Source organism: Mesorhizobium sp. WSM4847 (assembly GCF_055811335.1).
In genome coordinates this window covers 1-23,372 of record NZ_JBVVPY010000016.1, presented here as the reverse complement: position 1 = coordinate 23,372, position 23,372 = coordinate 1, and the positions used below count along the sequence as shown (strand labels likewise).

Sequence of the window (23,372 nt, the reverse complement as noted above, 5' to 3'; positions counted from 1 at the left end):
AATGAGGGGCAGCGCGCACGTCTGAAGGGCACGGGCAAATCCAGGCGTGGGCGCATTCTGCCATGCGAATTTCCAACGTGCTTTCCTGTGGAACTATCCGGCGGTTGAAAACGCCGCGGTTGGCGGAGCGACGCTCTGCGCCTATGGTCGCCGCTCTTTTCGACAGGACAGCAGGAACGACATGGCATCCGAACGCATCGCAACAATCATCGCAGCCGAGATCGCGGCCCGGCCCGAACAGGCCGCGGCGGCGATCGGACTGCTGGACGAAGGCGCGACAGTGCCGTTCGTGGCGCGCTACCGCAAGGAGGTCACCGGCGGTCTGGACGACACGCAGCTGCGCCTGCTGGCCGAGCGCCTAGCCTATCTGCGCGAGCTCGATGCGCGCCGCGACACCATTCTCGGTTCCATCCGCGAGCAGGGCAAGCTGACCGAAGAGCTTGAAACCAAGATCGCGGCGGCCGTCACCAAGGCGGAACTCGAAGACATCTATCTGCCCTACAAGCCGAAGCGCCGGACCAAGGCCGAGATCGCGCGCGAGCGTGGGCTGGGACCGCTGGCCGAGGCCATCCTTGCCGACCGCGCGGCGGCGCCCAGCGAACTGGCGCTGGCCTACATCACTGAAGAGGTGGCCGACGCCAAGGCGGCGCTCGAGGGCGCGCGCGACATCCTATCCGAGCAGTTCACCGAGAATGCCGATCTGGTCGGCAGGCTGCGGAGCTACATGAAGGAACGCGCCTTCATGCGGTCGCGCGTCGTCGACGGCAAGCAGGAAGCCGGCGCGAAATTCTCCGACTATTTCGAGCATGTCGAGCGCTGGGCCAATGTGCCGAGCCATCGCGCCCTGGCGATGCTGCGCGGCCGCAACGAAGAGGTGCTGTCGCTTGATATCGAAGTCGATGCCGACGACGCGTCGCCGGTGAAGCCGGTCGAGCGGATGATCGCCGATGCCTACACCATTGGCCGCCAGTTGCCGGGCGACCGCTGGCTGATGGAGGTGGCGGGCTGGACCTGGCGCGTAAAGCTGTCGCTGCATCTGACGCTCGATTTGATGCGGGATCTGCGCGAGCGGGCCGAGGAGGAGGCGATCCATGTCTTCGCCCGCAATCTGAAGGACTTGCTGCTCGCTGCCCCGGCCGGCTCGCGCGCCACGATGGGGCTCGACCCCGGCATCCGCACCGGCGTCAAGGTGGCGGTGGTGGACGGCACCGGCAAGCTGCTGGCGACGACGACGGTCTATCCGTTTCCGCCAAGGAATGACGTGCGCGGCACGCAGGCCGAACTGGCAAAACTCATCCGCCTGCACAAGGTCGAGTTGATTTCCATCGGCAACGGCACCGGCAGCCGCGAGACGGAAAGGCTGGTCGCAGACATGCTGGCCGACATGCCTGCCGAGTCCGGGCCGAAGCCGCTCAAGGTGATCGTCAGCGAGGCGGGCGCCTCGGTCTATTCCGCCTCGGCAACAGCAGCGGCGGAATTCCCCGGCCTCGACGTGTCACTGCGCGGCGCGGTGTCGATCGCGCGGCGGCTGCAGGATCCGCTGGCCGAACTGGTCAAGATCGAGCCGAAGTCGATCGGCGTCGGCCAATACCAGCACGACGTCGACCAGTACCGGCTCGGCCGCTCGCTGGAAGCGGTGGTCGAGGACGCGGTCAATGCCGTCGGCGTCGACCTCAACACCGCCTCGGCGCCGCTTTTGGCGCGGGTTTCGGGTCTTGGCGCATCGCTGGCCGAGGCGATCATTGCGCACCGTGACGCGGCGGGTCCCTTCGCCAGCCGACGTGACCTGTTGAAGGTCTCGCGCCTTGGACCCCGGGCCTTCGAGCAATGCGCCGGCTTCCTGCGCATTGCCAACGGCACCGAACCGCTCGATGCCTCGGCCGTGCATCCGGAAGCCTATGGCGTGGCGAAAAAAATCGTTGCGGCCTGCGGACGCGACCTCCGCTCGCTGATGGGCGACAGTGCCGCTCTCAAGGCGCTCGATCCGCGTGTGTTCGTCGATGAGCGGTTCGGCCTGCCGACGGTGCGCGATATTCTGGCGGAACTGGAAAAGCCCGGCCGCGATCCGCGCCCCGGCTTCAAGACCGCGACCTTCGCCGACGGCGTCGACGACATCAAGGATTTGAAGCCAGGCATGCTGCTGGAAGGCACCGTCACCAATGTCGCCGCGTTCGGCGCCTTCGTCGATATCGGCGTGCACCAGGATGGACTTGTGCACGTGTCGCAACTGGCCGACCGTTTCGTCAAGGATGCGCATGAGGTGGTAAAAGCCGGCGACGTGGTCAAGGTTCGCGTCGTCGACATCGACATCAAGCGCAAGCGCATCGGCCTGTCGATGCGCAGGGATGGTGACGGCGGTACACCGAAGCCGCGCGACAATGGCAACAGACCGGTGCCGCGAGCGCCGGCGCCGCAGCGCCAGCCGGAGCGGCCGGTGCAACAAGGCGCGTTCGGCGCCGCGTTGGCCGATGCGTTGAAGCGTAAGTAGCTACTTCTCCGGCGGCACATGGCGCAGCAGCCAGTCGCGAAAACTGGCGACCGGCGGATGGCCGCGCTTGTCATGCGGCACGACGAGGTAATAGGCGCTGCGGCTCTGCATCGGCCGGCCCGGTGCCGGCACCAACTGGCCCCGTTGCAATTCGCCTGAGATGAGGACCTGCGGCAGCAGCGCCACGCCGAGCCCGGCCATGCAGGCCTGGGCGGCGGTGCCGAATTGCTCGAACTGCATGCCGGGCCCGGTCGGTACGCTCAATCCCTGATGCTCGAACCACTCGGTCCATGCGCCGGGCCGCGTCGCCATATGCAGCAGTGGCAGGCGGCCGATATCGGCATGCGTGGCAATGGCGCGGCCAGCCAGAAATTCGGGCGAGACAACCGGCGCCACTGTCTCGCGCACCAGCAGCGTCGAGTCGGCATCGGGCCAGTCGGGCAGGCCGTAATGGATGGCGGCGTCGAGCCTCTCGCGGGCGAAGTCGAAGCGGCCGATGCGGGTGACGAAATTGATGGTGATGTCAGGGTTGCTTTCGACGAAATCCGGGATGAGCGGCATCAGCCAGCGTGTGCCGAAGGTCGGCAGGATCGCAAGGTTCAAGATGCCACTATGCCGATTGCTCATCAATCCAAGCGCTGCGTCGCGCAATTGACCCAAGGCGGCGCGCACCGCTTCGGCATAGATCTCACCGGCCGTCGACAGCCTGACATTGCGGCTGTCGCGTTCGAACAGCTGGCGGCCGAACTGATCCTCCAAAAGTCTAATCTGGCGGCTGACGGCGCCCTGGGTCAGATCGAGCTCCCTTGCGGCGGCGGTGAAGCTGCCCAGCCGGGCCACCGCCTCGAAGGCGGCAAGGGCGCTGATACCAGGCAAAAGGCGGCGCTGCACGTTCATGATTCATTACTAACGCTCATTGGTTGGCGAAGCAATTTCGTTTGATTTTTTCGAACCGGAAGCCGATAAGCCGCCCAATTCATGTTGTTGTTTATGCATGTCGTTATCCCAAAACCGCCGGACACCTTAGGGTCAGGCCCGAGGGCAAGCTTTTGGGCGACATGCAAGAGTTGGGAGACCGAGGCCATGGCCGCCGACAAGAACGCATTCGTCTGGGATGATCCCTTCCTGATCGAGGACCAGCTTTCGGAAGACGAGCGGATGGTCCGCGATGGCGCAGCGGCATTCGCCGCCGACAAGCTCGCTCCGAGGATCGAGGAAGCCTATCTCGAGGAAAAGACCGATGCCGGGATCTTTCGCGAGATGGGCGAGGCGGGTCTGCTCGGCATCACCATTCCGGAAGAATATGGCGGGCTCGGCGCCAACTACGTCACCTATGGCCTGGTGGCGCGCGAAGTCGAGCGCATCGATTCTGGCTATCGCTCGATGATGAGCGTGCAGTCGTCGCTGGTGATGTATCCGATCCATGCCTATGGCTCGGAGGCGCAACGCAAAAAATACCTGCCGAAGCTGGCGTCGGGCGAATGGATCGGCTGCTTCGGGCTGACCGAGCCGGATGCTGGTTCCGACCCTGGCGGCATGAAGACGCGCGCTGAGAAGACGGCGAACGGCTACAGGATCTCCGGCTCGAAAATGTGGATTTCCAACGCGCCGATCGCCGACGTGTTTGTCGTCTGGGCGAAATCGGCCGCGCATGACAACGAGATTCGCGGCTTCGTGCTGGAAAAAGGCATGAAAGGCCTGTCGGCGCCAAAGATCGACGGCAAACTCAGTCTCCGCGCGTCGATCACCGGCGAAGTGGTGATGGAAGGCGTCGAGGTCGGTGAGGACGCGCTGCTGCCTGACGTGTCGGGCCTGAAGGGGCCGTTCGGCTGCCTCAACCGGGCGCGCTACGGCATCTCCTGGGGGGCGATGGGCGCGGCGGAAGATTGCTGGCACCGGGCCCGCCAATATGGCCTCGACCGCAAGCAGTTCGGCAAGCCGCTGGCCGGCACGCAGCTGTTCCAGAAGAAGCTCGCCGACATCCAAACCGAGATCGCGCTGGGGCTGCAGGGCAGCTTGCGGGTCGGGCGGCTGATGGATGAGGGCAAGATGGCGCCGGAGATGATCTCGATCGTCAAGCGCAACAATTGCGGCAAGGCGCTCGACATCGCCCGCCAGGCCCGCGACATGCATGGCGGCAACGGCATCCAGATCGGCTACCACGTCATGCGCCATGCGCAGAACCTGGAAACGGTCAACACCTATGAGGGCACGCATGACGTGCATGCGCTGATCCTCGGACGGGCGCAGACCGGATTGCAGGCGTTTTTCTGAGCCGGCCCCGAGGCCAGCAACGCTGCTTAAATTAGTTGCACCGCAACATCTCTGCTTGGAGAATGGCCAGCATTTGTGTCAGGGTTCGGCGAGTTCGTTTGAAACGCCGACTTTCGGGGTCCCATGGCAATTCTGGCAGCCGTCTACCACCTGACCCATTACAAATATGACCGGCCGGTCGTCCTCGGCCCGCAGGTCATCAGGCTGCAGCCGGCGCCGCATTCCCGCACCAAGGTGCTCAGCCATTCGTTGAAGGTCGGGCCGGCGAACCACTTCGTCAATCTGCAGCAGGATCCCTACGGCAATTTCCTCGCGCGCTTCGTGTTTCCGGAACCGGTGACGGAACTGAAGATCGAGGTCGACCTCGTCGCCGACATGACGGTCTACAACCCATTCGATTTTTTCGTCGAGCCGGCGGCCGAGACCTTGCCGTTCGAATACCCGGAAGAGATCAGCGCCGATCTCGCCATCTACCGGACGCCGGAACCGGCTGGACCGCTGCTGTCGGCGTTCCTGCAAACCATCGATCGCCACCCAACCAATACCGTCAATTTCGTCGTCGACCTCAATGCCCGCCTGCAGCGCGAGGTCGCCTATATCGTGCGCATGGAAACCGGCGTTTTTTCGCCGGAGGAAACGCTGGCCGCCAAGAAAGGCTCGTGCCGCGATACGAGTTGGCTGCTGGTACAGATCCTGAGGAACCTCGGCATCGCCGCGCGCTTCGTTTCCGGCTACCTGATCCAGTTGAAGCCCGACCTCGTCGCGCTTGACGGTCCGCCCGGCACCGCCGTCGACTTCACCGATCTTCATGCCTGGTGCGAGGTCTATCTGCCGGGGGCCGGCTGGATCGGCTTCGACCCGACCTCCGGCCTGCTCACCGGCGAAAGCCATGTGCCGTTGGCGGCCACGCCGCATTTCCGCAACGCCGCGCCTATTTCCGGCATGGCGAGCTTCGCCAATGTCGAGTTCGGCTTCGACATGCGGGTCGACCGCATCGCCGAGCACCCCCGCATCACCAAGCCATTCTCGGACGAAAGCTGGCAGGCGCTTGACGCATTGGGCAGGCAGGTCGACGCCGCACTCGAAGCCGGGGACGTGCGGCTGACCATGGGTGGCGAGCCGACCTTCGTGTCGATCGATGATTTCGAGGCGGAGGAGTGGAACACCGCCGCCGTCGGCCCGACAAAACGCGAAAAGGCCGATGCGCTGATCCGCCGGCTGCGTGAGCGTTTCGCGCCCGGCGGCTTCCTGCACTACGGGCAGGGCAAGTGGTATCCGGGCGAAAGCCTGCCGCGCTGGACCTTCTCGCTGTACTGGCGCGCCGACGGCGAGCCGGTGTGGAGCGACCCGTCGCTGATCGCGCGGGAGAACAGCGAAGCAGATGTCGGGCCGAAGCAGGCTGAAAGCCTGCTGACGGCGATTGCCGATGAACTCGGCATCGACAAGTCAATGGTCAGCGAAGCCTATGAGGACCCGGCTGAGTGGCTGCTCAAGGAAGGCAAGCTGCCGGAGAATGTCGATCCGTCCAATTCGAAGCTGGACGACCCCGAGGAGCGCAGCCGCATGGCGCGGGTGTTCGAACGCGGCCTGACCAAGCCGTCGGGCTATGTACTGCCTGTCCAGCGCTGGAACAGCCAGGCGTCGGGACCGCGCTGGCGTTCGGAGAAGTGGAAGACGCGGCGCGGCAGGCTGTTCCTGGTGCCGGGCGATTCACCGGTCGGCTACCGCCTGCCGCTCGGCACGCTTCCCCATGTGCCGCCGGCGCAGTTCCCCTACATCGTGCCGGTCGATCCTTCGCTGTCGCGCGGACCATTGCCGGCGCGCGAGGCTATTTTGCCTGAAGCCGCTTCTTTGCCGGAGGCTGCCCCGGCCGAACTTGAAGGCGCTGACGAAATGGCGCGCCGCCAGCAGGCGGCGTCCTTCACCGCAGCGACCGGCCAGCAGGACCGTGTCGAACAGGAGATTACCGAGATCGGTGGCGCGGTGCGCACCGCGCTGTCGGTCGAGCCGCGCGACGGACGGCTTTGTGTATTCATGCCGCCGGTCGAGGCGCTGGAGGACTATCTCGAACTGGTCGCGGCGGCCGAGAACGCGGCAAAGGCTATCGGCCTGCCGGTGCATATCGAGGGCTACGGTCCGCCACACGACCCGCGCCTAAATGTCATCCGCGTGGCTCCGGATCCCGGCGTCATCGAGGTGAACATCCATCCGGCTGCGAACTGGCAGGACTGCGTGGCGACGACCACAGCGATCTACGAGGAGGCGCGGCAGACGCGGCTTGGCGCCGACAAGTTCATGATCGACGGCCGTCATACCGGCACCGGCGGCGGCAACCATGTCGTCGTCGGCGGCGCAACACCCAACGACAGTCCGTTCCTGCGCCGCCCCGATTTGCTGAAGAGCCTTGTCCTGCAATGGCAGCGCCGTCCGTCGCTGTCCTATCTGTTCTCAGGCCTGTTCATCGGCCCGACCAGCCAGGCGCCGCGTTTCGACGAGGCGCGCCACGATTCGCTGTACGAGCTTGAGATCGCCATGGCGCAGGTGCCGCATCCGGACAGTGGCAGCGCCCCGTTGCCGTGGCTGGTCGATCGGCTGTTCCGTAACCTGTTGACCGACGTGACGGGGAACACCCACCGTTCGGAAATCTGCATCGACAAGCTGTTTTCGCCCGACGGCCCGACCGGCCGGCTGGGGTTGGTCGAGTTCCGCGGCTTCGAGATGCCGCCCAATGCGCGCATGAGCCTGGCGCAGCAATTGCTGGTGCGCGCCATCATCGCCCGCGCATGGAAGAACCCGCTCGATGGCCGCTTCGTGCGCTGGGGCACGTCACTGCATGACCGTTTCATGCTGCCGCACTATGTCTGGGCTGACTTTCTCGACGTGCTTGACGACCTCAAGCTGAACGGCTTCGAGTTCCGTCCCGAATGGTTCGACGCGCAGCTTGAATTCCGCTTCCCGTTCTGCGGCGAAGTCCAGCATGCCGGCATCAAGCTGGAGCTGCGGCAGGCGCTGGAGCCGTGGCATGTCATGGGCGAGCAGGGCGCCATCGGCGGCACCGTACGCTTCGTCGATTCCTCGGTTGAGCGGCTGCAGGTGAAGACCGAAGGGCTCAATCCGGAACGTCATGCGGTCGTCTGCAACGGCCGCATCGTGCCGATGAAGGTGACCGACTCCAGAGAGATCGCGGTGGCCGGCGTCCGCTTCAAGGCCTGGCAGCCGTCATCGGGGCTGCATCCAGCACTGCCGGTCAACACGCCGCTGGTCTTCGACATCTATGATCGCTGGTCGGGCCGGGCGGTCGGCGGCTGCGTCTACCATGTCGCGCATCCCGGCGGGCGCAGCTACGACACTTTCCCGGTCAACGGCAACGAAGCGGAGGCGCGGCGGCTCGCCCGCTTCGAGCCGCGCGGCCATACGCCGTCCGCCTACGTGCTGCGCGGCGAACAAGCCTCTGAGGATTTCCCGATGACCCTTGACCTGCGGCGGCCTGCAAGACTCTGATCAGCCATGGCAAAGGGGAATCACCAGGAAATACGCGGCAGGCCGCATAACCTGCTGGAGCACTACCAGCCGATCGACGGCGTCGTCGACGAGATGGTCGATGCATCAGGCAATCCCCGTCCGGTCTGGAAGGAGTTCATCGAGGCGCTGGAAGATCTGGGGCCTGAAAAGCTTGCCCAGCGCTTCGCCCGCGCCGACCAGTATCTGCGCGACGCCGGCGTCTATTACCGTCTCTACGATCAGGCCGGCGCCAATGAGCGCGAATGGCCGCTGGCGCATGTGCCTCTCCTGATAGAGGAGCAGGAATGGGCCGCGATCAGTGCCGGCCTGGTCCAGCGGGCCGAGCTGTTCGAGGAAACGATTGCCGATATCTACGGGCCGAACCGCCTGGTCGAGAAAGGCATCCTGCCGGCGGGGCTGATCGCGGCCAGCCCGGAATATTTGCGCCCCGTCGTCGGCACCAGACCGGCCAGCGGCCATTTCCTGCACTTCTGCGCGTTCGAACTCGGCCGTGGACCGGATGGCCGCTGGTGGGTGCTGGGCGACCGCACGCAGGCGCCGTCAGGTGCCGGCTTTGCGCTGGAAAACCGCGTCGCCACAACGCGTGCGCTGTCCGACATCTATGGCGAGATGCATGTGCACCGCCTTGCCGGCTTCTTCCGTCGCTTTCGCGACGCGCTTAACGGCATGGCCAAGGGATCGGGCGGCCGTGTCGCCATCCTGACGCCGGGGCCACTCAACGAAACTTATTACGAGCATGCCTATATCGCCCGCTATCTCGGCATCATGCTGCTCGAAGGCGAGGATCTGACCGTCTCCGGCGGTCGATTGATGGTGCGCACGGTTTCCGGGCTGATGCCGGTCAGCGTGCTGTGGCGGCGGCTCGACGCCGCCTTCGCCGATCCGCTGGAGCTGAGGCCGGATTCGCAGATCGGCACGCCAGGGCTGGTCGAGGCGATCCGCTGGGGAGCCGTCTCAGCCGTCAACGCGCTCGGCTCCGGGCTGATGGAAACGCGGGCGCTGTTCGCCTTCCTGCCAAAAATTTCGCGCGAATTGCGGAGCGAGGAGCTTCTCTTGCCGAGCGTCGCGACATGGTGGTGCGGGCGGGACGCGGACCGTGACCATGTGCTGGCCAACCTCGACCGCATGGTGATCGGTCCGGCGCTGTCGACGCGGCTTGCCTTCGAGGATGACGATTGCACCAGGCTGGGCTCGGCGCTGGTCGCCGGGGAACGGGCCGAACTGATAGCCCTGATCGAACGGGACGGCGGCGCCTTCGTCGGACAGGAAGCGGTGACGCTTTCGACCACGCCGGTCTATGTCGGCGGCTGGCTTGAGCCGCGGCCGGCAGCCCTGCGCGTCTATCTGGCGCGAACGCCGGAAGGCTGGACGGTGATGCCCGGCGGTTTTGCCCGCGTCGGCTTTTCGCTCGACCCGACCGCAATCGCCATGCAGCGCGGCGGCCAGGCTGCGGATGTATGGGTGGTCAGCGACAGGCCGGTGGAGCGCGAGACGCTGCTGCCGCAGGAGCACGACAGCTTCACCCGCACCTCGCCAGGCAGCCTGCCCAGCCGCGCGGCGGAAAACCTGACATGGCTCGGCCGCTACATCGAGCGATCGGAAGGCACGGTGCGCATCCTGCGCGCCTATCACGTGCGGCTGGCCGAAGCCTCCGACCCGGACATGCCGCTGCTTGCCGATATCAGAGACCATCTCGAACCGTTCGGCATCGACGTCGCGGCGGCGATCCCGCCAGGACTGATCGGCACGCTGGACAGCGCCGTCTACAGCGCCGGACAGATCCGCGACCGCTTCTCGCCCGACGGCTGGCTGGCGCTGAAGGATCTGTCGAAGACCATCCATCAATTCGCGACAACGGTGGCGCCTGGCGATGATGCGACGCGGGCGATGACGGTCATCCTGCGCAAGCTCGCCGGGTTTTCCGGCCTGCTGCATGAGAATATGTATCGCTTCACCGGCTGGCGCTTCCTGGAGATCGGCCGGCGGCTGGAACGCGGCATCCAGATTGCCCGCACGCTGGCCCGGCTGACCGAGGCAGCGGCGCCCGAAGGCGCGCTCGACATGATGCTGGAGATCGGCGACAGCGTGATGACCCACCGGCGGCAGTATCCGGTGCAGGCCGGCAGGCGCACGGTGATCGACCTCCTGGCGCTCGATCCGCTCAACCCGCGCTCCATCCTGTTCCAGTTCGAGCGGCTGAAGGCCGAAATCGCGCTGTTGCCTGCTGTCGGCGGCGAGGGGCATATGTCGCCGGCGGCGAAAGAGATACTGCAGCTCAATACGGCAATCGCCATCAAGGAGCCCGCGGACATGACGGCGAAGGCCCTGGACGATCTCGCCACCGAGATCGGCGGCCTCTATAACCGCCTCGCCAAGGCTTATTTCGGGTAAGGCCTATTTCGGCTAAGGACGGGACCCGGAGGCTGGCATGCTCTACGATATCAGGCTCAATCTGCGTTACGACTATGATGCTGCAGCCGGCGGCGGCCGCCATCAGGTGCGCGTGCTGCCGCCGACGATATCGGGCGTGCAGCGGGTGATCGCCGCTTCGCTGTCCTTCGCGCCGGCGCCGAGCGAACGCTCCGACTTTTCCGATTTCTTCGGCAACAATGTCACGTCGATCGCCTTTCGCGATGCCCATGATGCGCTCGACATCAGGATGAGCGCGCGCGTCGCCGTCTCGCGGCCGGAACCCGGGCTTGACGTGTCGCCCGACATTCGCCGGCTGCGGAGCCAACTCGAAGCGGTGCGGTCGCTGTCGCCTGATACACCGCATCACTTTCTGGCCGCCAGCGACCATGTCGGCGTCGATGCTGATATAACGGGATATGCGCGGAGCAGTGCCGGCAGTTCTGTCGTCGGTACCGCCATGGACCTGTGCAACCGCATTCATCGCGATTTCACCTACGATGGCGAGGCGACCACGGTGCATACCCGGGCGAGCGATGCTTTCAGCCTGAAGCGGGGCGTCTGCCAGGATTTTTCGCACATCATGATCGCCGGCCTGCGCGGCCTCGGTATCCCCGCCGGCTATGTCAGCGGCTTCCTGCGCACCATTCCGCCGCCCGGAAAACCGCGATTGGAAGGGGCCGACGCCATGCATGCCTGGGTCAAGGTGTGGTGCGGGCGCGACACCGGATGGCAGGAATTCGATCCAACCAACGGCATGCGGGCAAGCAATGACCACATCACCGTTGGCCACGGCCGCGACTATTCGGATGTAGCGCCGATCGTCGGCGTCCTGAAGACGACGGGCGGACAGGTCGGGGAGCAGGCGGTCGACGTCATTCCGGTCGTGCTGGAAAAGGCATGACGGCAAGCGAGGCCGCGATCGATTTGTAGGCGCCGAAGGTAGACAGAGAGACGGCCCGTCGAACGCACATGCGGTGCGCTGACATCATTCTGAAAGCCACACGCGGAACCAGCAGCCGTTCCTGCGCTTATCTACGGGAAAATTTCTCGTGGAGAGGACATGCTGGACAAATCCGGATCGTCGACTGGCCGGTCGGCTGCCAAGGAGGGTGCACCAAAAAACGGGGCGCCGAAGAATGGCGGAGAGGCCTCGGCCGATCGAGCCTCGCTCACCTATGTCACCGATACCGAGCCCGGTATCCGCCGTTTCAGGACCGGCAGGGGATTTTCATACAAAGGACCTGACGGGCAGGGCGTCGACGAGAACACCATGGCCCGCATCAAGGCGCTCGCCATCCCACCGGCGTGGACGGATGTGTGGATTTCGCCCGTTGCTGACGGTCACATCCAGGCGACCGGCCGAGACCAGCGCGGACGCAAGCAATATCGCTATCATCCGCAATGGGCCGAGGAGCGCGACGGCGTCAAATATTCGAGCCTGGTTGCCTTTGCAGAGAGCCTGCCTGAACTGCGACGCCAGATCGACGCCGATCTGCGCCGTCACGGCCTGCCGCTGGAACGCGTTGTCGCCGCTGTGGTCTGGCTGCTCGACAACACGATGATCCGCGTCGGCAATGCTGCCTACGCCCGCGACAACAACAGCTTTGGGCTGACCACGCTGCGCGACCGCCATGTCGACATCAATGGCTCGAGCCTGCGTTTCGCTTTCAAGGGCAAGTCCGGCAAGGAATGGAAGCTGAAGCTCGTCGATCGCCGGATCGCCAGGGTTGTGCGCGGGGCGCAGGATCTGCCGGGCCAGAAGCTGTTCCAGTATCTCGACGAGGACGGAAGCAGGCGACCAATCCGCTCCGACGACGTCAACCGCTATATCAGGGAGACGGTGGGGGCCGATTTCAGCTCGAAGCATTTCCGAACCTGGGGCGGCACCATCCATGCTGCGTCGCTGTTTGCGCTAACCGAACGACCCGAAAGCCAGGCACAACAGAAGCGGGTGATGAACGGCGTCATCGACAAGGTGGCCGAGCGGCTGGGCAACACGCGCGCCATCTGCCGCAGCTGTTATATCCACCCACAGGTTTTCGAAGCCTGGTCCGAAGGTCGGCTGCTCGGCGAAATGGCGGATGCGAACAAGCGGAAGCGATCGATAGCCGGCCTTGATGATGAAGAAGCCGTCGTTTTGAGATGGCTGAAGGCGCAGGAAAGCTGAACCGACCAGAGAAACCAAAGGCCTTCATTGTGCTGGCAGGACATGATTTTTTTATCGACGTTGTGTCGGGATCGGTCCTACTGTTTCGTCCTTTGACAGAGAAAAGGACGCACCCATGCTCTACGCAATCCTCTGCTATGCCTCCGAAGACGTCGTCTGCTCGTGGAGCAAGGAACAGGACGATGCCGTCATGGAAAAACTCCTGGGCGTGCAGGAAAAATACGCTCGGGCCGGCCGGCTTGGCCCGGTGGCGCGGCTGCTGCCGACGACCGCAGCGACAACGCTGAGAAAGGTCAAGGGCGAATCGGTCGTCATCGATGGCCCGTTTGCCGAGACCAAGGAACAGTTCCTCGGCTTTTACACACTCGAATGCGCCGATCTCGACGAGGCCGTCGACTTTGCGCGCGAGCTTTCCGAGGTGAACCCGAGCGGCGGCTCCTACGAGATACGGCCGGTTTCGCTCTTCAATCCCGCCAAGGTTTCAGCATGACCGACCTTACCTGGATCAGCACAGCGATCAGCACCGCCCGCCCACAGGCGATGGGCGCGCTGTTGCGCTACTTCCGCGATCTCGACGCGGCGGAGGAAGCTTTCCAGGACGCTTGCCTGCGAGCTCTGAAGAACTGGCCGACAAACGGCCCGCCGCGCGATCCGGCAGCCTGGCTGATCTTCGTTGGCCGCAACAGCGGCATCGACGCGGTGCGCAAGCGTGCCAAGCAGGCGCCGCTGCCGGAAGAGCACCAGATCTCCGATCTGGAAGATGCCGAGACCGATATCGCCGAACGGCTGGACGGCGCGCACTACCGCGACGACATATTGCGGCTGCTGTTCATCTGCTGTCATCCCGACCTGCCGGCGACGCAGCAGATCGCCGTGGCGCTGCGCATCGTTTCAGGCCTGAGCGTCAAGCAGATCGCCCGCGCCTTTCTCGTCGGTGAAAGCGCGATGGAGCAGCGCATCACACGTGCCAAGGCGCGCATCGCCGATGCCGGCGTGCCGTTCGAGACGCCCGGAGTGGTCGAGCGCTCCGAGCGGCTCGCCGCGGTTGCCGCGATGGTCTACCTGATCTTCAACGAGGGCTATTCGACCAACAGCGGCGAGGCGCCGGCGCGCGCGCCGCTCTGCGAGGAGGCGATCCGGCTGGCCCGGCTGCTGCTCAGGCTGTTCCAGACCGAGCCGGAGATCATGGGCCTGACGGCGCTCTTGCTGCTTCAGCATGCGCGTGCGCCGGCGCGGTTCGACGAGAACGGCGAAATCGTGCTGCTCGAAGACCAGGACCGCAGCCTGTGGAGCCGCAAGATGATCGACGAGGGGCTGGCGCTGGTCGACAAAGCGCTACGCCACCACAAGCCCGGTCCCTACCAGGTGCAGGCGGCAATCGCCGCCCTGCATGCGCGCGCGGAAAGGCCCGAGGACACGGACTGGAACGAGATCGAGCTGCTCTACAGCCTGCTCGAGCAGATGCAGCCGTCGCCGGTGGTGACGCTCAATCGCGCCGTCGCGGTCGCCAAGGTGCGCGGGCCGGAAGCCGCACTTGCCATGATTGAGCCGTTGGAACAAAGGCTTTCCGGCTATTTCCACTTCTTCGGCCTTAGGGGTGGCCTGCTGATGCAGCTCGGTCGTGGTGAGGAGGCGCGCATCGCCTTCGACCGCGCCATTGCGCTTGCCAATACGGCCGCCGAGGCCGCCCATATCCGCATGCACATCGACCGCCTGATGAAGGAAGGCGCCGTGCGGGGTGCGCAGGCAGCGCGCTGAGACGACTCGCTGGTTCAACGGTCTGCCTTTGGCTTAGACCATGCCGGGGTGGCGATTTTTCCCTGAAACGAGTAATGCCACGCCATGACAGCGCCTGATGTGCCGATCGGTGCAGGGACGGCATGGCGCAAGGGTGCATGTCCCAAAACCGCTGCGCACTTTGGGGTCAGGCCCGAGGGCATGCTTTTGGGCGACATGCATAATTGAGCGACGGGTCTGAAAGGGAAAGAAAATGACGATTGCGAAGGAAACAGCCGGGCTGCTGGCGAAACTGGGTGTTGCCGAGGCTGCGCTTTCGGGCGGCGATCTCATCGTGCGCAGCCCGGTGACGGGTGAGCAGATCGCCGCGCTGAAGACGATCTCGCCGGCCGATGCGGCAGAGACCATCGAAAGGGCGCATAAAGCCTTCCAGGCATGGCGGCTGATGCCGGCACCGAAGCGCGGCGAGCTGGTGCGGCTGCTAGGCGAGGAACTGCGCGCGCACAAGGCAGAGCTTGGCCGGCTGGTGTCGATCGAGGTCGGCAAGATCCCGTCCGAAGGGCTCGGCGAAGTGCAGGAGATGATCGACATCTGCGATTTCGCCGTCGGCCTGTCGCGGCAATTGTACGGCCTGACCATCGCCACCGAGCGCCCGGGTCATCGCATGATGGAAACCTGGCACCCGCTGGGCGTCGTCGGCGTGATTTCGGCCTTCAACTTCCCGGTCGCGGTGTGGTCGTGGAACGCCGCGCTGGCGCTGGTCTGCGGCGACGCGGTGGTTTGGAAGCCGTCGGAAAAGACACCGCTGACGGCGCTCGCCTGCGAGGCGATCTTCAAGCGTGCGGGAGAACGTTTCGGCGATGCTCCGGAAGGATTGATTTCGGTGTTGATCGGCGATCGCGCCGTCGGCGAAATTCTGGTCGATCATCCTGATGTGCCGCTGGTCTCGGCCACCGGCTCGACCCGCATGGGCAGGGATGTCGGTCCACGGCTGGCGAAGCGTTTTGCCCGCGCCGTGCTGGAGCTCGGCGGCAACAATGCCGGCATCGTCTGCCCGACGGCCGATCTCGACATGGCCTTGCGCGCCATCGCCTTCGGCGCCATGGGCACCGCCGGCCAGCGCTGCACGACGCTCAGGCGCCTGTTCGTGCATGAGAGCGTCTACGACCAACTCGTTCCGCGCCTGAAAAAGGCCTATGAAAGCGTCTCTGTCGGCAATCCGCTGGAGACATCAGCGCTGGTCGGACCGTTGATCGACAAGGCAGCCTTCGACAGCATGCAGAACGCGTTGAAGGAAGCCGCCGCTCAAGGCGGCAAGGCCACCGGCGGCGTGCGAGTCGAGAACGGCCTTCCCGACGCTTATTACGTTCGTCCGGCGCTGATCGAGATGCCCAAGCAGGTCTCGCCGGTGACGGAAGAGACCTTCGCGCCGATCCTCTACGTGATGAAATACTCGGACTTCGACGCCGTGCTCGACGAGCACAATGCGGTCGGAGCGGGGCTGTCGTCGTCGATCTTCACCCGCGACCTGCAGGAATCCGAGCGCTTCCTCGGCGTCGACGGGTCCGACTGCGGCATCGCCAACGTCAACATAGGCACGTCGGGGGCCGAGATCGGCGGCGCCTTCGGCGGCGAGAAGGAGACCGGCGGCGGCCGCGAGAGCGGTTCCGACGCCTGGAAGGCTTACATGCGGCGCGCCACCAACACGGTGAACTATTCCAAGGCGCTGCCGCTGGCCCAAGGCGTGTCCTTCGACATCGACTGAGAACGCCAGGGCTCGTTTCGTGGCAGCACCGAGCCCGGGTGGCTCTATAGGGCGGCTGATGTGGCCCAGCCCATGTCGTTGAAACGTCATCCGTGCCGACCCATATGCGCATTGCGTCGGATGTTTTCCTCCCATTGCGTCCGGCGCGTTCCCCTCTGGAGGTTTTGAACCTTCATGCCTGGCCGGACCTTAACAGTCCGGCCTTTTTTTCTTTTTGGCCGCCCTGTGAAGCTGCGCTGCCGCGAGCGAGCTGTAAAAACCGCCGTAGGTCGGAGCATCCACGCCCGGCAGGCCGTGGTGCTGGCAGCCCGGACGGGCGCCCACCGGCATAACAGCCCACTGAGCGCGTAATGTCCCGACCATTTTCGTCACACTCGACAACGGCTTGGCAGTAGGGGTGCGGCAACGGAAGCTGCCATTTCGTCAAAGAATCCAGTAGTCTCGCTTGGTTTGCGAGACGGCGAGAGATGCCCGACCTGAAACAGATGCCCGATATGAGACAAATGAGATTGATCGGCATCGTGGCCGCGACGGCGATCGGTCTGTACATCTGCTACCGCCTGGCATTGCCTTTTTTGCCCGCATTGACCTGGGCTCTGGTGTTGGCAATCGTCCTGCATCCGGCTCATCGACGGGTCGAGGAAAGGCTCAGGAATCAAAATCTGGCTGCATTGATGTCGGTCAGCATCGCGGCGGTGGCGGTCGGCCTGCCGCTCGTCTTCGTGGCACAGCAGCTTGTTGGCGAGGCGGTAAACGGCGCCACCTACATGGAGGAGGTCATCCGGGGCTGGAACACAGATGCCTTCCTGTCGGGCTATCCCAGGCTTTCGGCGGTTGCCGGATGGATCGAGAACCAACTCGATCCGGCCGGCACGGTCGCCGCATTTGTACAATGGCTGACGGGACAAAGCACATCGCTGCTGCGCGGCTCGATCAACCAGGCCGTGATGTTCGTGCTGACATTCTATCTGCTGTTCTATTTCTTGCGGGACCGTGAACCGGCCCTGCGCGGGATCGAGCGTCTGTCGCCGCTGCGCGCATCGGAGATGGCATATTTGCTGTCCCGCCTTGCCGAGACGGTGCATGCGATCCTGATAGGCACCGTGCTCATCGCCGTCGTGCAAGGAACGCTGGGCGGTCTGATGTTCTGGTGGCTCGGCCTGCCGACTCCGGTCTTCTGGGGCCTGGTAATGGGGCTTCTTGCCATCGTGCCGGTGCTTGGCGCATTCCTGGTCTGGGTGCCGGCAGCGATCTATCTCGCGCTGGAAGGGGCTTGGGCGAGCGCAGCGATCCTGACCGTCTGGGGCGGCGGCGTCGTCGCCGGCATCGACAATCTGCTCTATCCGATGCTTGTCGGGAGCCGGCTGCGGCTCCACACAGTGGTCGCCTTTATCGGCGCGATCGGGGGCATCGTCCTTTTCGGAGCATCCGGGCTTGTCCTCGGCCCTGCGGTGATCGCGGTCACCGTCAGCCTCATTGACATCCTCAAGAAACGATTGAACGACCAAACCGGGGCGGAACTGACGCCAAAGCGCGACACAAAGCCATCACGGCAGTCGAGAGCCGCGACTGGTCGTGAGTAAGCACCGCCACGCGCCGCCGTGGAAGGCTGTATCGCTCGAAGGGTGCGGGTGGACAGTTTCCCGTTCGTCGTCCCATTATCGATGCCAGGCGTTTGGTGAGTTGTGGAAGCATGAAGATTGCATGCGTTGTAGGCGGCGGGTTCCTCTTTTATCGAGTACATCCGCGCCTTGTTGGAGAACCAAATGCAAGAATTCCTTCTTTTTGCGATCGTAGGGTTTTTAGCTCAGGCTGTGGACGGCGCTCTCGGCATGGCCTACGGCGTGATTTGCTCGACAACACTACTGGGGTTCGGCGTGTCTCCTGCACATGCTTCGGCTTCAGTTCACGCGGCCGAGCTGTTTACCACGGCGGCCTCGGGTTCGGCTCACCTCTATCACCGCAATATCGACTGGAAGCTTTTCTGGCGGCTGATGCCGTTTGGCGTGCTCGGCGGCGTTCTCGGCGCTTTTGTGCTCACCTCGTTTGAGGGGGCCATCATGAAGCCTTATGTGACCACATATCTTGCGCTCGTCGGAGGTTGGCTCCTGTTCCGTTCCTTCCGACGGATACCAAGCAAGCCGGTCCCTGCAGCCGCGGTGCCTCCGCTTGGGCTTGGTGGTGGATTTCTCGATGCGGCAGGGGGTGGCGGATGGGGACCCATCGTGACGACGGGCCTTCTCGGTTTTGGCGGGACGCCCCGCTACGTGATTGGCACGGTAAATGCCACCGAGTTCCTTACCACGCTGTCGGTGTCCCTGACCTTCCTGTTTGCGTTATTGACCGGCCATTGGGCGGAGGCAGGAGCGCTGGCAGAAAATCTGATCGCCGTTGCCGGCTTGGTCCTTGGCGGGGTGATCGCAGCGCCGATGGCCGGATTGATGGTGAAGTCGATCGCAGAAAAGACGCTTCTCAGGCTCGTTGGCACTCTCATCATACTGCTTGCGGGCTGGCAAACCGCGCAACTCTTCGAATTGGTGTAACAGAGGCACATCGACCGTGCCGGAGACAAAAACTCAATTCCCAAATGGAACGAAGAGGCGCCGTTGTTGTTGGATGCCTTGGACAACCGGAGGCCGAGTCGATGAGAAAATTGGTTGCAGCAACAGGATTGGCGCTGGCGGTCGCGATGCCTGCGGCGGCGCAGGAAGCCGTGACCGCGAAAGCCGAATTCGTCAACATGGCTGGTGAGAAGAATGGAACGGCCACGCTGACCGAGACGGCGCAGGGTGTGCTGATAGAGTTGGAGGTGACGGGACTGCCGGCGGGCGAATTGGTTGCGTTCCATGTTCATGAGACCGGAAAGTGCGATCATCAGACCAGCCATGACTCGGCCGGTGGGCACTTCAATCCGACGAATGCCGAACATGGATATCTCGCCGAAAAAGGCCCGCACGCGGGCGATATGCCAAATCAGCGGGTCGGCGCCGACGGCGTTTTGCGTGCCCAGGTTTTCAACAGCATGGTCAAGCTGGATGGTGGAGAAACGGCGATACGAGGCAAGGCATTGATGATCCACGGTGGACAGGACGACTACAAAAGCCAGCCTGCCGGTAATGCCGGAAAGCGTCAGGCCTGTGCCGTGATCGAGTGAGAAACCCCAAGGGAAGTAGCCGACATGATCTGACCGGCGCTCCAGCTCGGCGGCCAGGCAGATGGTCGGAGCCTCTGGCACGGGGACAACCCAGACGGTAAGCTCGCGCGCCTGCAGAGGAATTGACGACGCAGCCATTGCGCCGAAGTTGGCCTTCATTTTGCGACTGCCGGATGATTGCATGAACGATACTTCTCCTATGGGTATGCCCGCCACGGGCCTTGCCCGGTCAGCCATTTCCGCCCGGGGCCTGGTCAAAACCTTCGGCAAGCTGCGTGCCGTCGATGGTATCGATCTCGATGTGCCGCGCGGCATGATTTTCGCCATCCTGGGTCCGAACGGCGCCGGCAAGACAACGCTGATGCAGATGCTTGCGACGCTGTCGCGCCCCGACGCCGGCTCCGCGACCGTGATGGGGCACGATGTCGTGCAGGCCCCGCACGAGGTCCGTGCGGCAATCGCGATGACCGGGCAGTTCGCTTCGCTCGACGAGGACCTGACGGGCCGGGAGAACCTCGTCCTGCTCGCCCGACTCTGGGGTTTTCGCGGTCGCGCCGCGAAAACCCGCGCGGACGACCTGCTCGCGGCTTTCGGCTTGTCCGAAGCGGCGACGAAGCAGGTGAGGGACTATTCGGGTGGCATGCGAAGGCGGCTCGACATAGCCGCCTCGCTGATCGTCACGCCGGGCGTGCTGTTCCTCGATGAGCCGACCACAGGCCTCGATCCGAACGCCCGAAAAGATGTCTGGGGCATGATCCGCGGCCTCGCCGAGGCCGGCGTCACCATCCTGCTCACCACGCAATATCTCGAAGAGGCCGATCAACTCGCGGCACGCATCGCCGTCATCGACCACGGCCGGAAGATTGCCGAGGGCACCAGCCGCGAATTGAAGGCGGCCACAGGCTCCGGGTTTCTCCATGTAGCGCTCGCCGATGTCGCGTGGCTGGACCAGGCGGCGTCGATCCTGGAACGCCGGCTGGAGCACCCTGTCCAGCGCAGTGCCGAGGGCGCGGAGCTCTCCGTCCTTGCCGGCACGGCGAAGGCCGCCAATGAGGCGCTGGCCGACCTGGTCGCTGCCGGCATCGAACTGTCGGATTTCTCCATGGGCCAACCCAGCCTTGAGGAGGTCTTCTTCGCGCTGACGGGCCAGCCGAGCCTGGGTGTAAGCCCGAAGGACGACAAGCCATGATCGACACAACATCCCTGCAGCGGCTGCAAAGGGTCGCCCGACCGAAGACCCCATCAGCCCTTTCCAATGCGCTGGTCTTCGGATGGCGCGCGGTGCTGAAATTCAAGCATGTGCCGGAGCAGCTGTTCGACCTGGTGATGACTCCGATCATGTTCACGCTGCTGTTCACCTTCGTCTTCGGCGGCGCGCTCGCCGGTTCGCCTGGCGAATACCTGCAGTTCTTCCTGCCCGGCATCCTGGTTCAGACCGTGGTGTTCAACGCAGTGTATTCCGGCATGGGATTGTCGACCGACCTCGGCAAGGGCTTGTTTGACCGCTTCCGATCGCTGCCGATCTGGTCGCTGTCTCCATTCGCCGGCCTGATGGTGGGCGACATCCTGCGCCATTTGATTGCCGCGTCTATCATCCTCGCCATCGGGCTGATTCTCGGCTACCGGCCGGAAGCGGGCGTCCTCGGCGTGCTTGCGGCGTTCGCCATGCTGATCGCCATCGGGTTCGGCATGGGCTGGGTATTCATCGTGCTCGGCCTGCTGATCCGCACGCCAACCACAGTGATGACGCTCGGCTTTACCTTCCTGTTCCCGCTCGTCTTCGCCTCCAACATCATGGTCGACCCCGGAACCATGCCGGACTGGCTGCGGGACTTCGTCGAAGTCAACCCGGTGTCGCTGATGACGACGGCGCTGCGCGGGTTGATGGGTGGCGGGGCGACACTCAGTCAGGTCGTCCTCGCCCTGATCGCGCCGGTGGCGCTGACCGCGATCCTGGCGCCGACGACATTGTGGCTGTATCTCAGAAGGTGAGACGAGCAGCGGGGAGGTGTTCCTACGCGACATGCACCGTGCGCTGCCTCGGCTTGATCGCGGTGGCGAGCAGCAGGCCGGCGACGATAAAGGCGGCGCCGGCGAGGTCGTAGTCGTGCAAGCTTTCCCCTAGGAAAAGGTAAGCGAGCACGGCGACGAAGACAGTCTGCAGATAGAGCAGCATGCTGGCGCGCCCGGCGCCAAGCGTCTCGACACTGCGATTGTAGAGGTAATACATCAGAGCGCCGCCCGGGCCAGCGACATAGGCGAGTGCCAGAAGGCCGTTCGCATGCAGCGCCGACCGCTCGCCGGAAAACAGCTCCCAGAGATAGAGTGGCAGTGCGGCCAGCGCGCCGGCGCCCAGCAACAGGACCACCGTCGGCAGCAGTTCGATAGCGAATTTGGCGCGACGCAGCAGCACGGTGTAGAGACCCCAGCAAAACGCGCTGCCGACGATCCACAACTCGCCGGGATTGAACTGGAGCCGCATCAGCGCGGTAAGGTCGCCGCGCGCCACGATCACCACCATCCCGACCAGAGCGAGCAGCGCGCCAAGCGCCTTCCAGATGCCGAGGGGCTCGCCGAGCACGAAACGGGCAAGCACCATGGTCATGATCGGCGACAGCGCCATGATGATGCCGGCGGTCGTCGCGTCGGTGTAATTGAGGCCCGTGTAGATCATGCCCTGACAGAGGGTCAGCCCGATGGCGCCGATGGCCAGCACCTCGATCGCCCGGGACTGGATCAGTGTGAGCATCGCCCCGTGATGATGATGGACGATAGGCAGCAGGATCGCGCAGGCGAGCGCCAGCCGCCAGAAGCAGAGCGCCCAAGGCGGCATCTCGGGGGCGACCCACTTGGCTGCGATGTAGACGCCGGCGGACAGGAGCCAGCAGAGCGTCGCGGTGGAATAGGCGAGTGGAAGCGATGCGTCGGCTGTCGTCTTGGCTACGCCAGGATGGGCTATCGGCAGCGATTGCATGCCCGTCTCCTCCCACCGCCGATCTTAGCAAGATTGCTGCGCCTTGCCGAGCCGCAATGTCAGCTATGTCACCAATCCCTGTGGGCGGCTTGAGCGCAACTCTGGATGACGGCGCGTGGCGGATACCGACGTATCTTCATCGCGCTGATCCGTGCCGATGCAGCGCGTGAGGCGGACAGGATCGCCGATTTAGACCTGGTCCGCGGCGGCTGCCTCACCAGCTTGATTGGCAATACATCGACGAAAACGGTTCAAAACCGCTGCGGAAAACCCTTGTGGGCGATGTCGACCAGAAGATGGCGTCCCATGACGCCAAGCCGATCAGACCACCGGCCCGCTCATTCTTCAGGTGCACGTGTCGGCACGTATTCGCTCGCGTCGAACACGTGGTGGTGAACGCGTCCGGCGAACATTTTCAGCAGCTCGCCGGTAACTTGGCGGCTTTCGGACCGGATGGGGGATTGAAGCGCCAATTCGCAGGCCGCCATATCCGGATAGCGGATGGCCAGCGCCATTGCGTAGGCCGGGGCGCCTTCGTCGCGGATAGTTCCGTCGAGGATGCGGATTTCCTCGGCTCCGGGAAACTGCGTCCAGAGCGGGACAAGCCGGTCTTTCACGAACTGGCGGAACTCAGTTTCCCTGCCGCTATGGATTTCGCCTTCGAAGAGCGCGTATCGGATGATCATGGTTTCTCCGGTGTTTCGGCCTGCAACATTTCCCGGTGCGGCCGCGAGGCCGCGCGACTGCCGGATCGGTTGAGATGGGCCGGCTGTGGCCGGGTGAGTCGTGGGGGGGGGGGGGGCGCCCCCCCCCCCCCCCCCCACCGGGGGGGGGGGGGGGGCCCCCCAAATATTTTTTTTTTATGGGTAGAGAGATGGA

17 protein-coding genes are annotated in these 23,372 nt (G+C 64.2%); 14 read left to right on the top strand and 3 right to left on the bottom strand.

From position 1 onward, the window contains the following. The first annotated feature begins 181 nt into the window (after positions 1–181). Positions 182–2,488: a Tex family protein gene (locus AC0L28_RS22270; RefSeq protein ID WP_473480186.1), complete on the top strand. Its 2,307-nt coding sequence runs from the start codon at positions 182–184 to the stop codon at positions 2,486–2,488. On the opposite strand, the gene AC0L28_RS22265 is transcribed toward AC0L28_RS22270, so the two are convergent. Continuing rightward, positions 2,489–3,385, bottom strand: coding sequence for a LysR family transcriptional regulator (locus AC0L28_RS22265; RefSeq protein ID WP_128168909.1), 897 nt, complete (start codon positions 3,383–3,385; stop codon positions 2,489–2,491). A gap of 186 nt (positions 3,386–3,571) precedes the next feature. Here AC0L28_RS22265 and AC0L28_RS22260 point away from each other — a divergent pair, with 186 nt between their 5' ends. From AC0L28_RS22260 to AC0L28_RS22200, 13 genes are all read left to right on the top strand, one after another. Next, complete coding sequence (locus AC0L28_RS22260) at positions 3,572–4,762, top strand: acyl-CoA dehydrogenase (RefSeq protein WP_128168910.1); 1,191 nt, start codon at positions 3,572–3,574, stop codon at positions 4,760–4,762. A gap of 123 nt (positions 4,763–4,885) precedes the next feature. After that, positions 4,886–8,263 (top strand): transglutaminase family protein, encoded by a 3,378-nt coding sequence (locus tag AC0L28_RS22255; RefSeq protein ID WP_287259372.1) that lies wholly within the window; start codon positions 4,886–4,888, stop codon positions 8,261–8,263. Between the two features lie 6 nt (positions 8,264–8,269). Continuing rightward, positions 8,270–10,675 carry a circularly permuted type 2 ATP-grasp protein gene (locus tag AC0L28_RS22250; protein WP_473480183.1) on the top strand — a complete coding sequence of 802 codons (2,406 nt, stop codon included), beginning with the start codon at positions 8,270–8,272 and terminating at the stop codon, positions 10,673–10,675. 37 nt (positions 10,676–10,712) lie between these two features. Further along, positions 10,713–11,597 (top strand): transglutaminase family protein, encoded by an 885-nt coding sequence (locus AC0L28_RS22245; protein WP_128168913.1) that lies wholly within the window; start codon positions 10,713–10,715, stop codon positions 11,595–11,597. 159 nt (positions 11,598–11,756) lie between these two features. Continuing rightward, positions 11,757–12,863, top strand: coding sequence for a DNA topoisomerase IB (locus AC0L28_RS22240; RefSeq protein WP_128168914.1), 1,107 nt, complete (start codon positions 11,757–11,759; stop codon positions 12,861–12,863). Between the two features lie 115 nt (positions 12,864–12,978). Continuing rightward, a complete protein-coding gene (locus AC0L28_RS22235; RefSeq protein WP_027153193.1) occupies positions 12,979–13,353 on the top strand; it encodes a YciI family protein in 375 nt (124 codons plus the stop codon). Continuing rightward, the gene (locus AC0L28_RS22230; RefSeq protein WP_473480180.1) at positions 13,350–14,621 is read left to right on the top strand and encodes an RNA polymerase sigma factor; all 1,272 of its coding nucleotides are present in this window, start codon (positions 13,350–13,352) and stop codon (positions 14,619–14,621) included. The genes AC0L28_RS22235 and AC0L28_RS22230 overlap by 4 nt, the downstream gene beginning before the upstream one ends. A 232-nt stretch (positions 14,622–14,853) precedes the next feature. Continuing rightward, positions 14,854–16,365, top strand: coding sequence for an L-piperidine-6-carboxylate dehydrogenase (amaB, locus tag AC0L28_RS22225; protein ID WP_128247113.1), 1,512 nt, complete (start codon positions 14,854–14,856; stop codon positions 16,363–16,365). A 503-nt stretch (positions 16,366–16,868) separates the two neighbouring features. Next, on the top strand, positions 16,869–17,948 hold the full coding sequence (locus tag AC0L28_RS22220; RefSeq protein ID WP_245277612.1) for an AI-2E family transporter: 1,080 nt from the start codon (positions 16,869–16,871) through the stop codon (positions 17,946–17,948). Between the two features lie 183 nt (positions 17,949–18,131). Next, positions 18,132–18,908: a sulfite exporter TauE/SafE family protein gene (locus tag AC0L28_RS22215; protein WP_023798004.1), complete on the top strand. Its 777-nt coding sequence runs from the start codon at positions 18,132–18,134 to the stop codon at positions 18,906–18,908. Positions 18,909–19,009: 101 nt separating this feature from the next. After that, entirely contained in the window at positions 19,010–19,519 is a 510-nt protein-coding gene (locus AC0L28_RS22210) for a superoxide dismutase family protein (RefSeq protein WP_473480177.1), read from the top strand. 181 nt (positions 19,520–19,700) lie between these two features. Beyond that, positions 19,701–20,708, top strand: coding sequence for an ATP-binding cassette domain-containing protein (locus tag AC0L28_RS22205; RefSeq protein WP_473480175.1), 1,008 nt, complete (start codon positions 19,701–19,703; stop codon positions 20,706–20,708). Further along, positions 20,705–21,511 (top strand): ABC transporter permease, encoded by an 807-nt coding sequence (locus AC0L28_RS22200; RefSeq protein ID WP_128168918.1) that lies wholly within the window; start codon positions 20,705–20,707, stop codon positions 21,509–21,511. Before AC0L28_RS22205 ends, AC0L28_RS22200 begins: the two co-directional genes overlap by 4 nt. A gap of 22 nt (positions 21,512–21,533) precedes the next feature. Here the strand turns inward: AC0L28_RS22200 and AC0L28_RS22195 are convergent, their stop codons facing one another. Then, a complete protein-coding gene (locus AC0L28_RS22195; RefSeq protein WP_128173722.1) occupies positions 21,534–22,493 on the bottom strand; it encodes a DMT family transporter in 960 nt (319 codons plus the stop codon). 338 nt (positions 22,494–22,831) lie between these two features. Beyond that, complete coding sequence (locus AC0L28_RS22190; protein ID WP_128168920.1) at positions 22,832–23,179, bottom strand: hypothetical protein; 348 nt, start codon at positions 23,177–23,179, stop codon at positions 22,832–22,834. Positions 23,180–23,372 lie beyond the last annotated feature (193 nt).

Bases quoted from the DNA above. Each gene is read 5' to 3' on its own strand.
- AC0L28_RS22270 (WP_473480186.1), top strand. From the start codon at position 182: ATGGCATCCGAACGCATCGCAACAATCATCGCAGCCGAGATCGCGGCC.
- AC0L28_RS22265 (WP_128168909.1), bottom strand. From the start codon at position 3,385: ATGAACGTGCAGCGCCGCCTTTTGCCTGGTATCAGCGCCCTTGCCGCC.
- AC0L28_RS22260 (WP_128168910.1), top strand. From the start codon at position 3,572: ATGGCCGCCGACAAGAACGCATTCGTCTGGGATGATCCCTTCCTGATC.
- AC0L28_RS22255 (WP_287259372.1), top strand. From the start codon at position 4,886: ATGGCAATTCTGGCAGCCGTCTACCACCTGACCCATTACAAATATGAC.
- AC0L28_RS22250 (WP_473480183.1), top strand. From the start codon at position 8,270: ATGGCAAAGGGGAATCACCAGGAAATACGCGGCAGGCCGCATAACCTG.
- AC0L28_RS22245 (WP_128168913.1), top strand. From the start codon at position 10,713: ATGCTCTACGATATCAGGCTCAATCTGCGTTACGACTATGATGCTGCA.
- AC0L28_RS22240 (WP_128168914.1), top strand. From the start codon at position 11,757: ATGCTGGACAAATCCGGATCGTCGACTGGCCGGTCGGCTGCCAAGGAG.
- AC0L28_RS22235 (WP_027153193.1), top strand. From the start codon at position 12,979: ATGCTCTACGCAATCCTCTGCTATGCCTCCGAAGACGTCGTCTGCTCG.
- AC0L28_RS22230 (WP_473480180.1), top strand. From the start codon at position 13,350: ATGACCGACCTTACCTGGATCAGCACAGCGATCAGCACCGCCCGCCCA.
- amaB (WP_128247113.1), top strand. From the start codon at position 14,854: ATGACGATTGCGAAGGAAACAGCCGGGCTGCTGGCGAAACTGGGTGTT.
- AC0L28_RS22220 (WP_245277612.1), top strand. From the start codon at position 16,869: ATGAGATTGATCGGCATCGTGGCCGCGACGGCGATCGGTCTGTACATC.
- AC0L28_RS22215 (WP_023798004.1), top strand. From the start codon at position 18,132: ATGCAAGAATTCCTTCTTTTTGCGATCGTAGGGTTTTTAGCTCAGGCT.
- AC0L28_RS22210 (WP_473480177.1), top strand. From the start codon at position 19,010: ATGAGAAAATTGGTTGCAGCAACAGGATTGGCGCTGGCGGTCGCGATG.
- AC0L28_RS22205 (WP_473480175.1), top strand. From the start codon at position 19,701: ATGAACGATACTTCTCCTATGGGTATGCCCGCCACGGGCCTTGCCCGG.
- AC0L28_RS22200 (WP_128168918.1), top strand. From the start codon at position 20,705: ATGATCGACACAACATCCCTGCAGCGGCTGCAAAGGGTCGCCCGACCG.
- AC0L28_RS22195 (WP_128173722.1), bottom strand. From the start codon at position 22,493: ATGCAATCGCTGCCGATAGCCCATCCTGGCGTAGCCAAGACGACAGCC.
- AC0L28_RS22190 (WP_128168920.1), bottom strand. From the start codon at position 23,179: ATGATCATCCGATACGCGCTCTTCGAAGGCGAAATCCATAGCGGCAGG.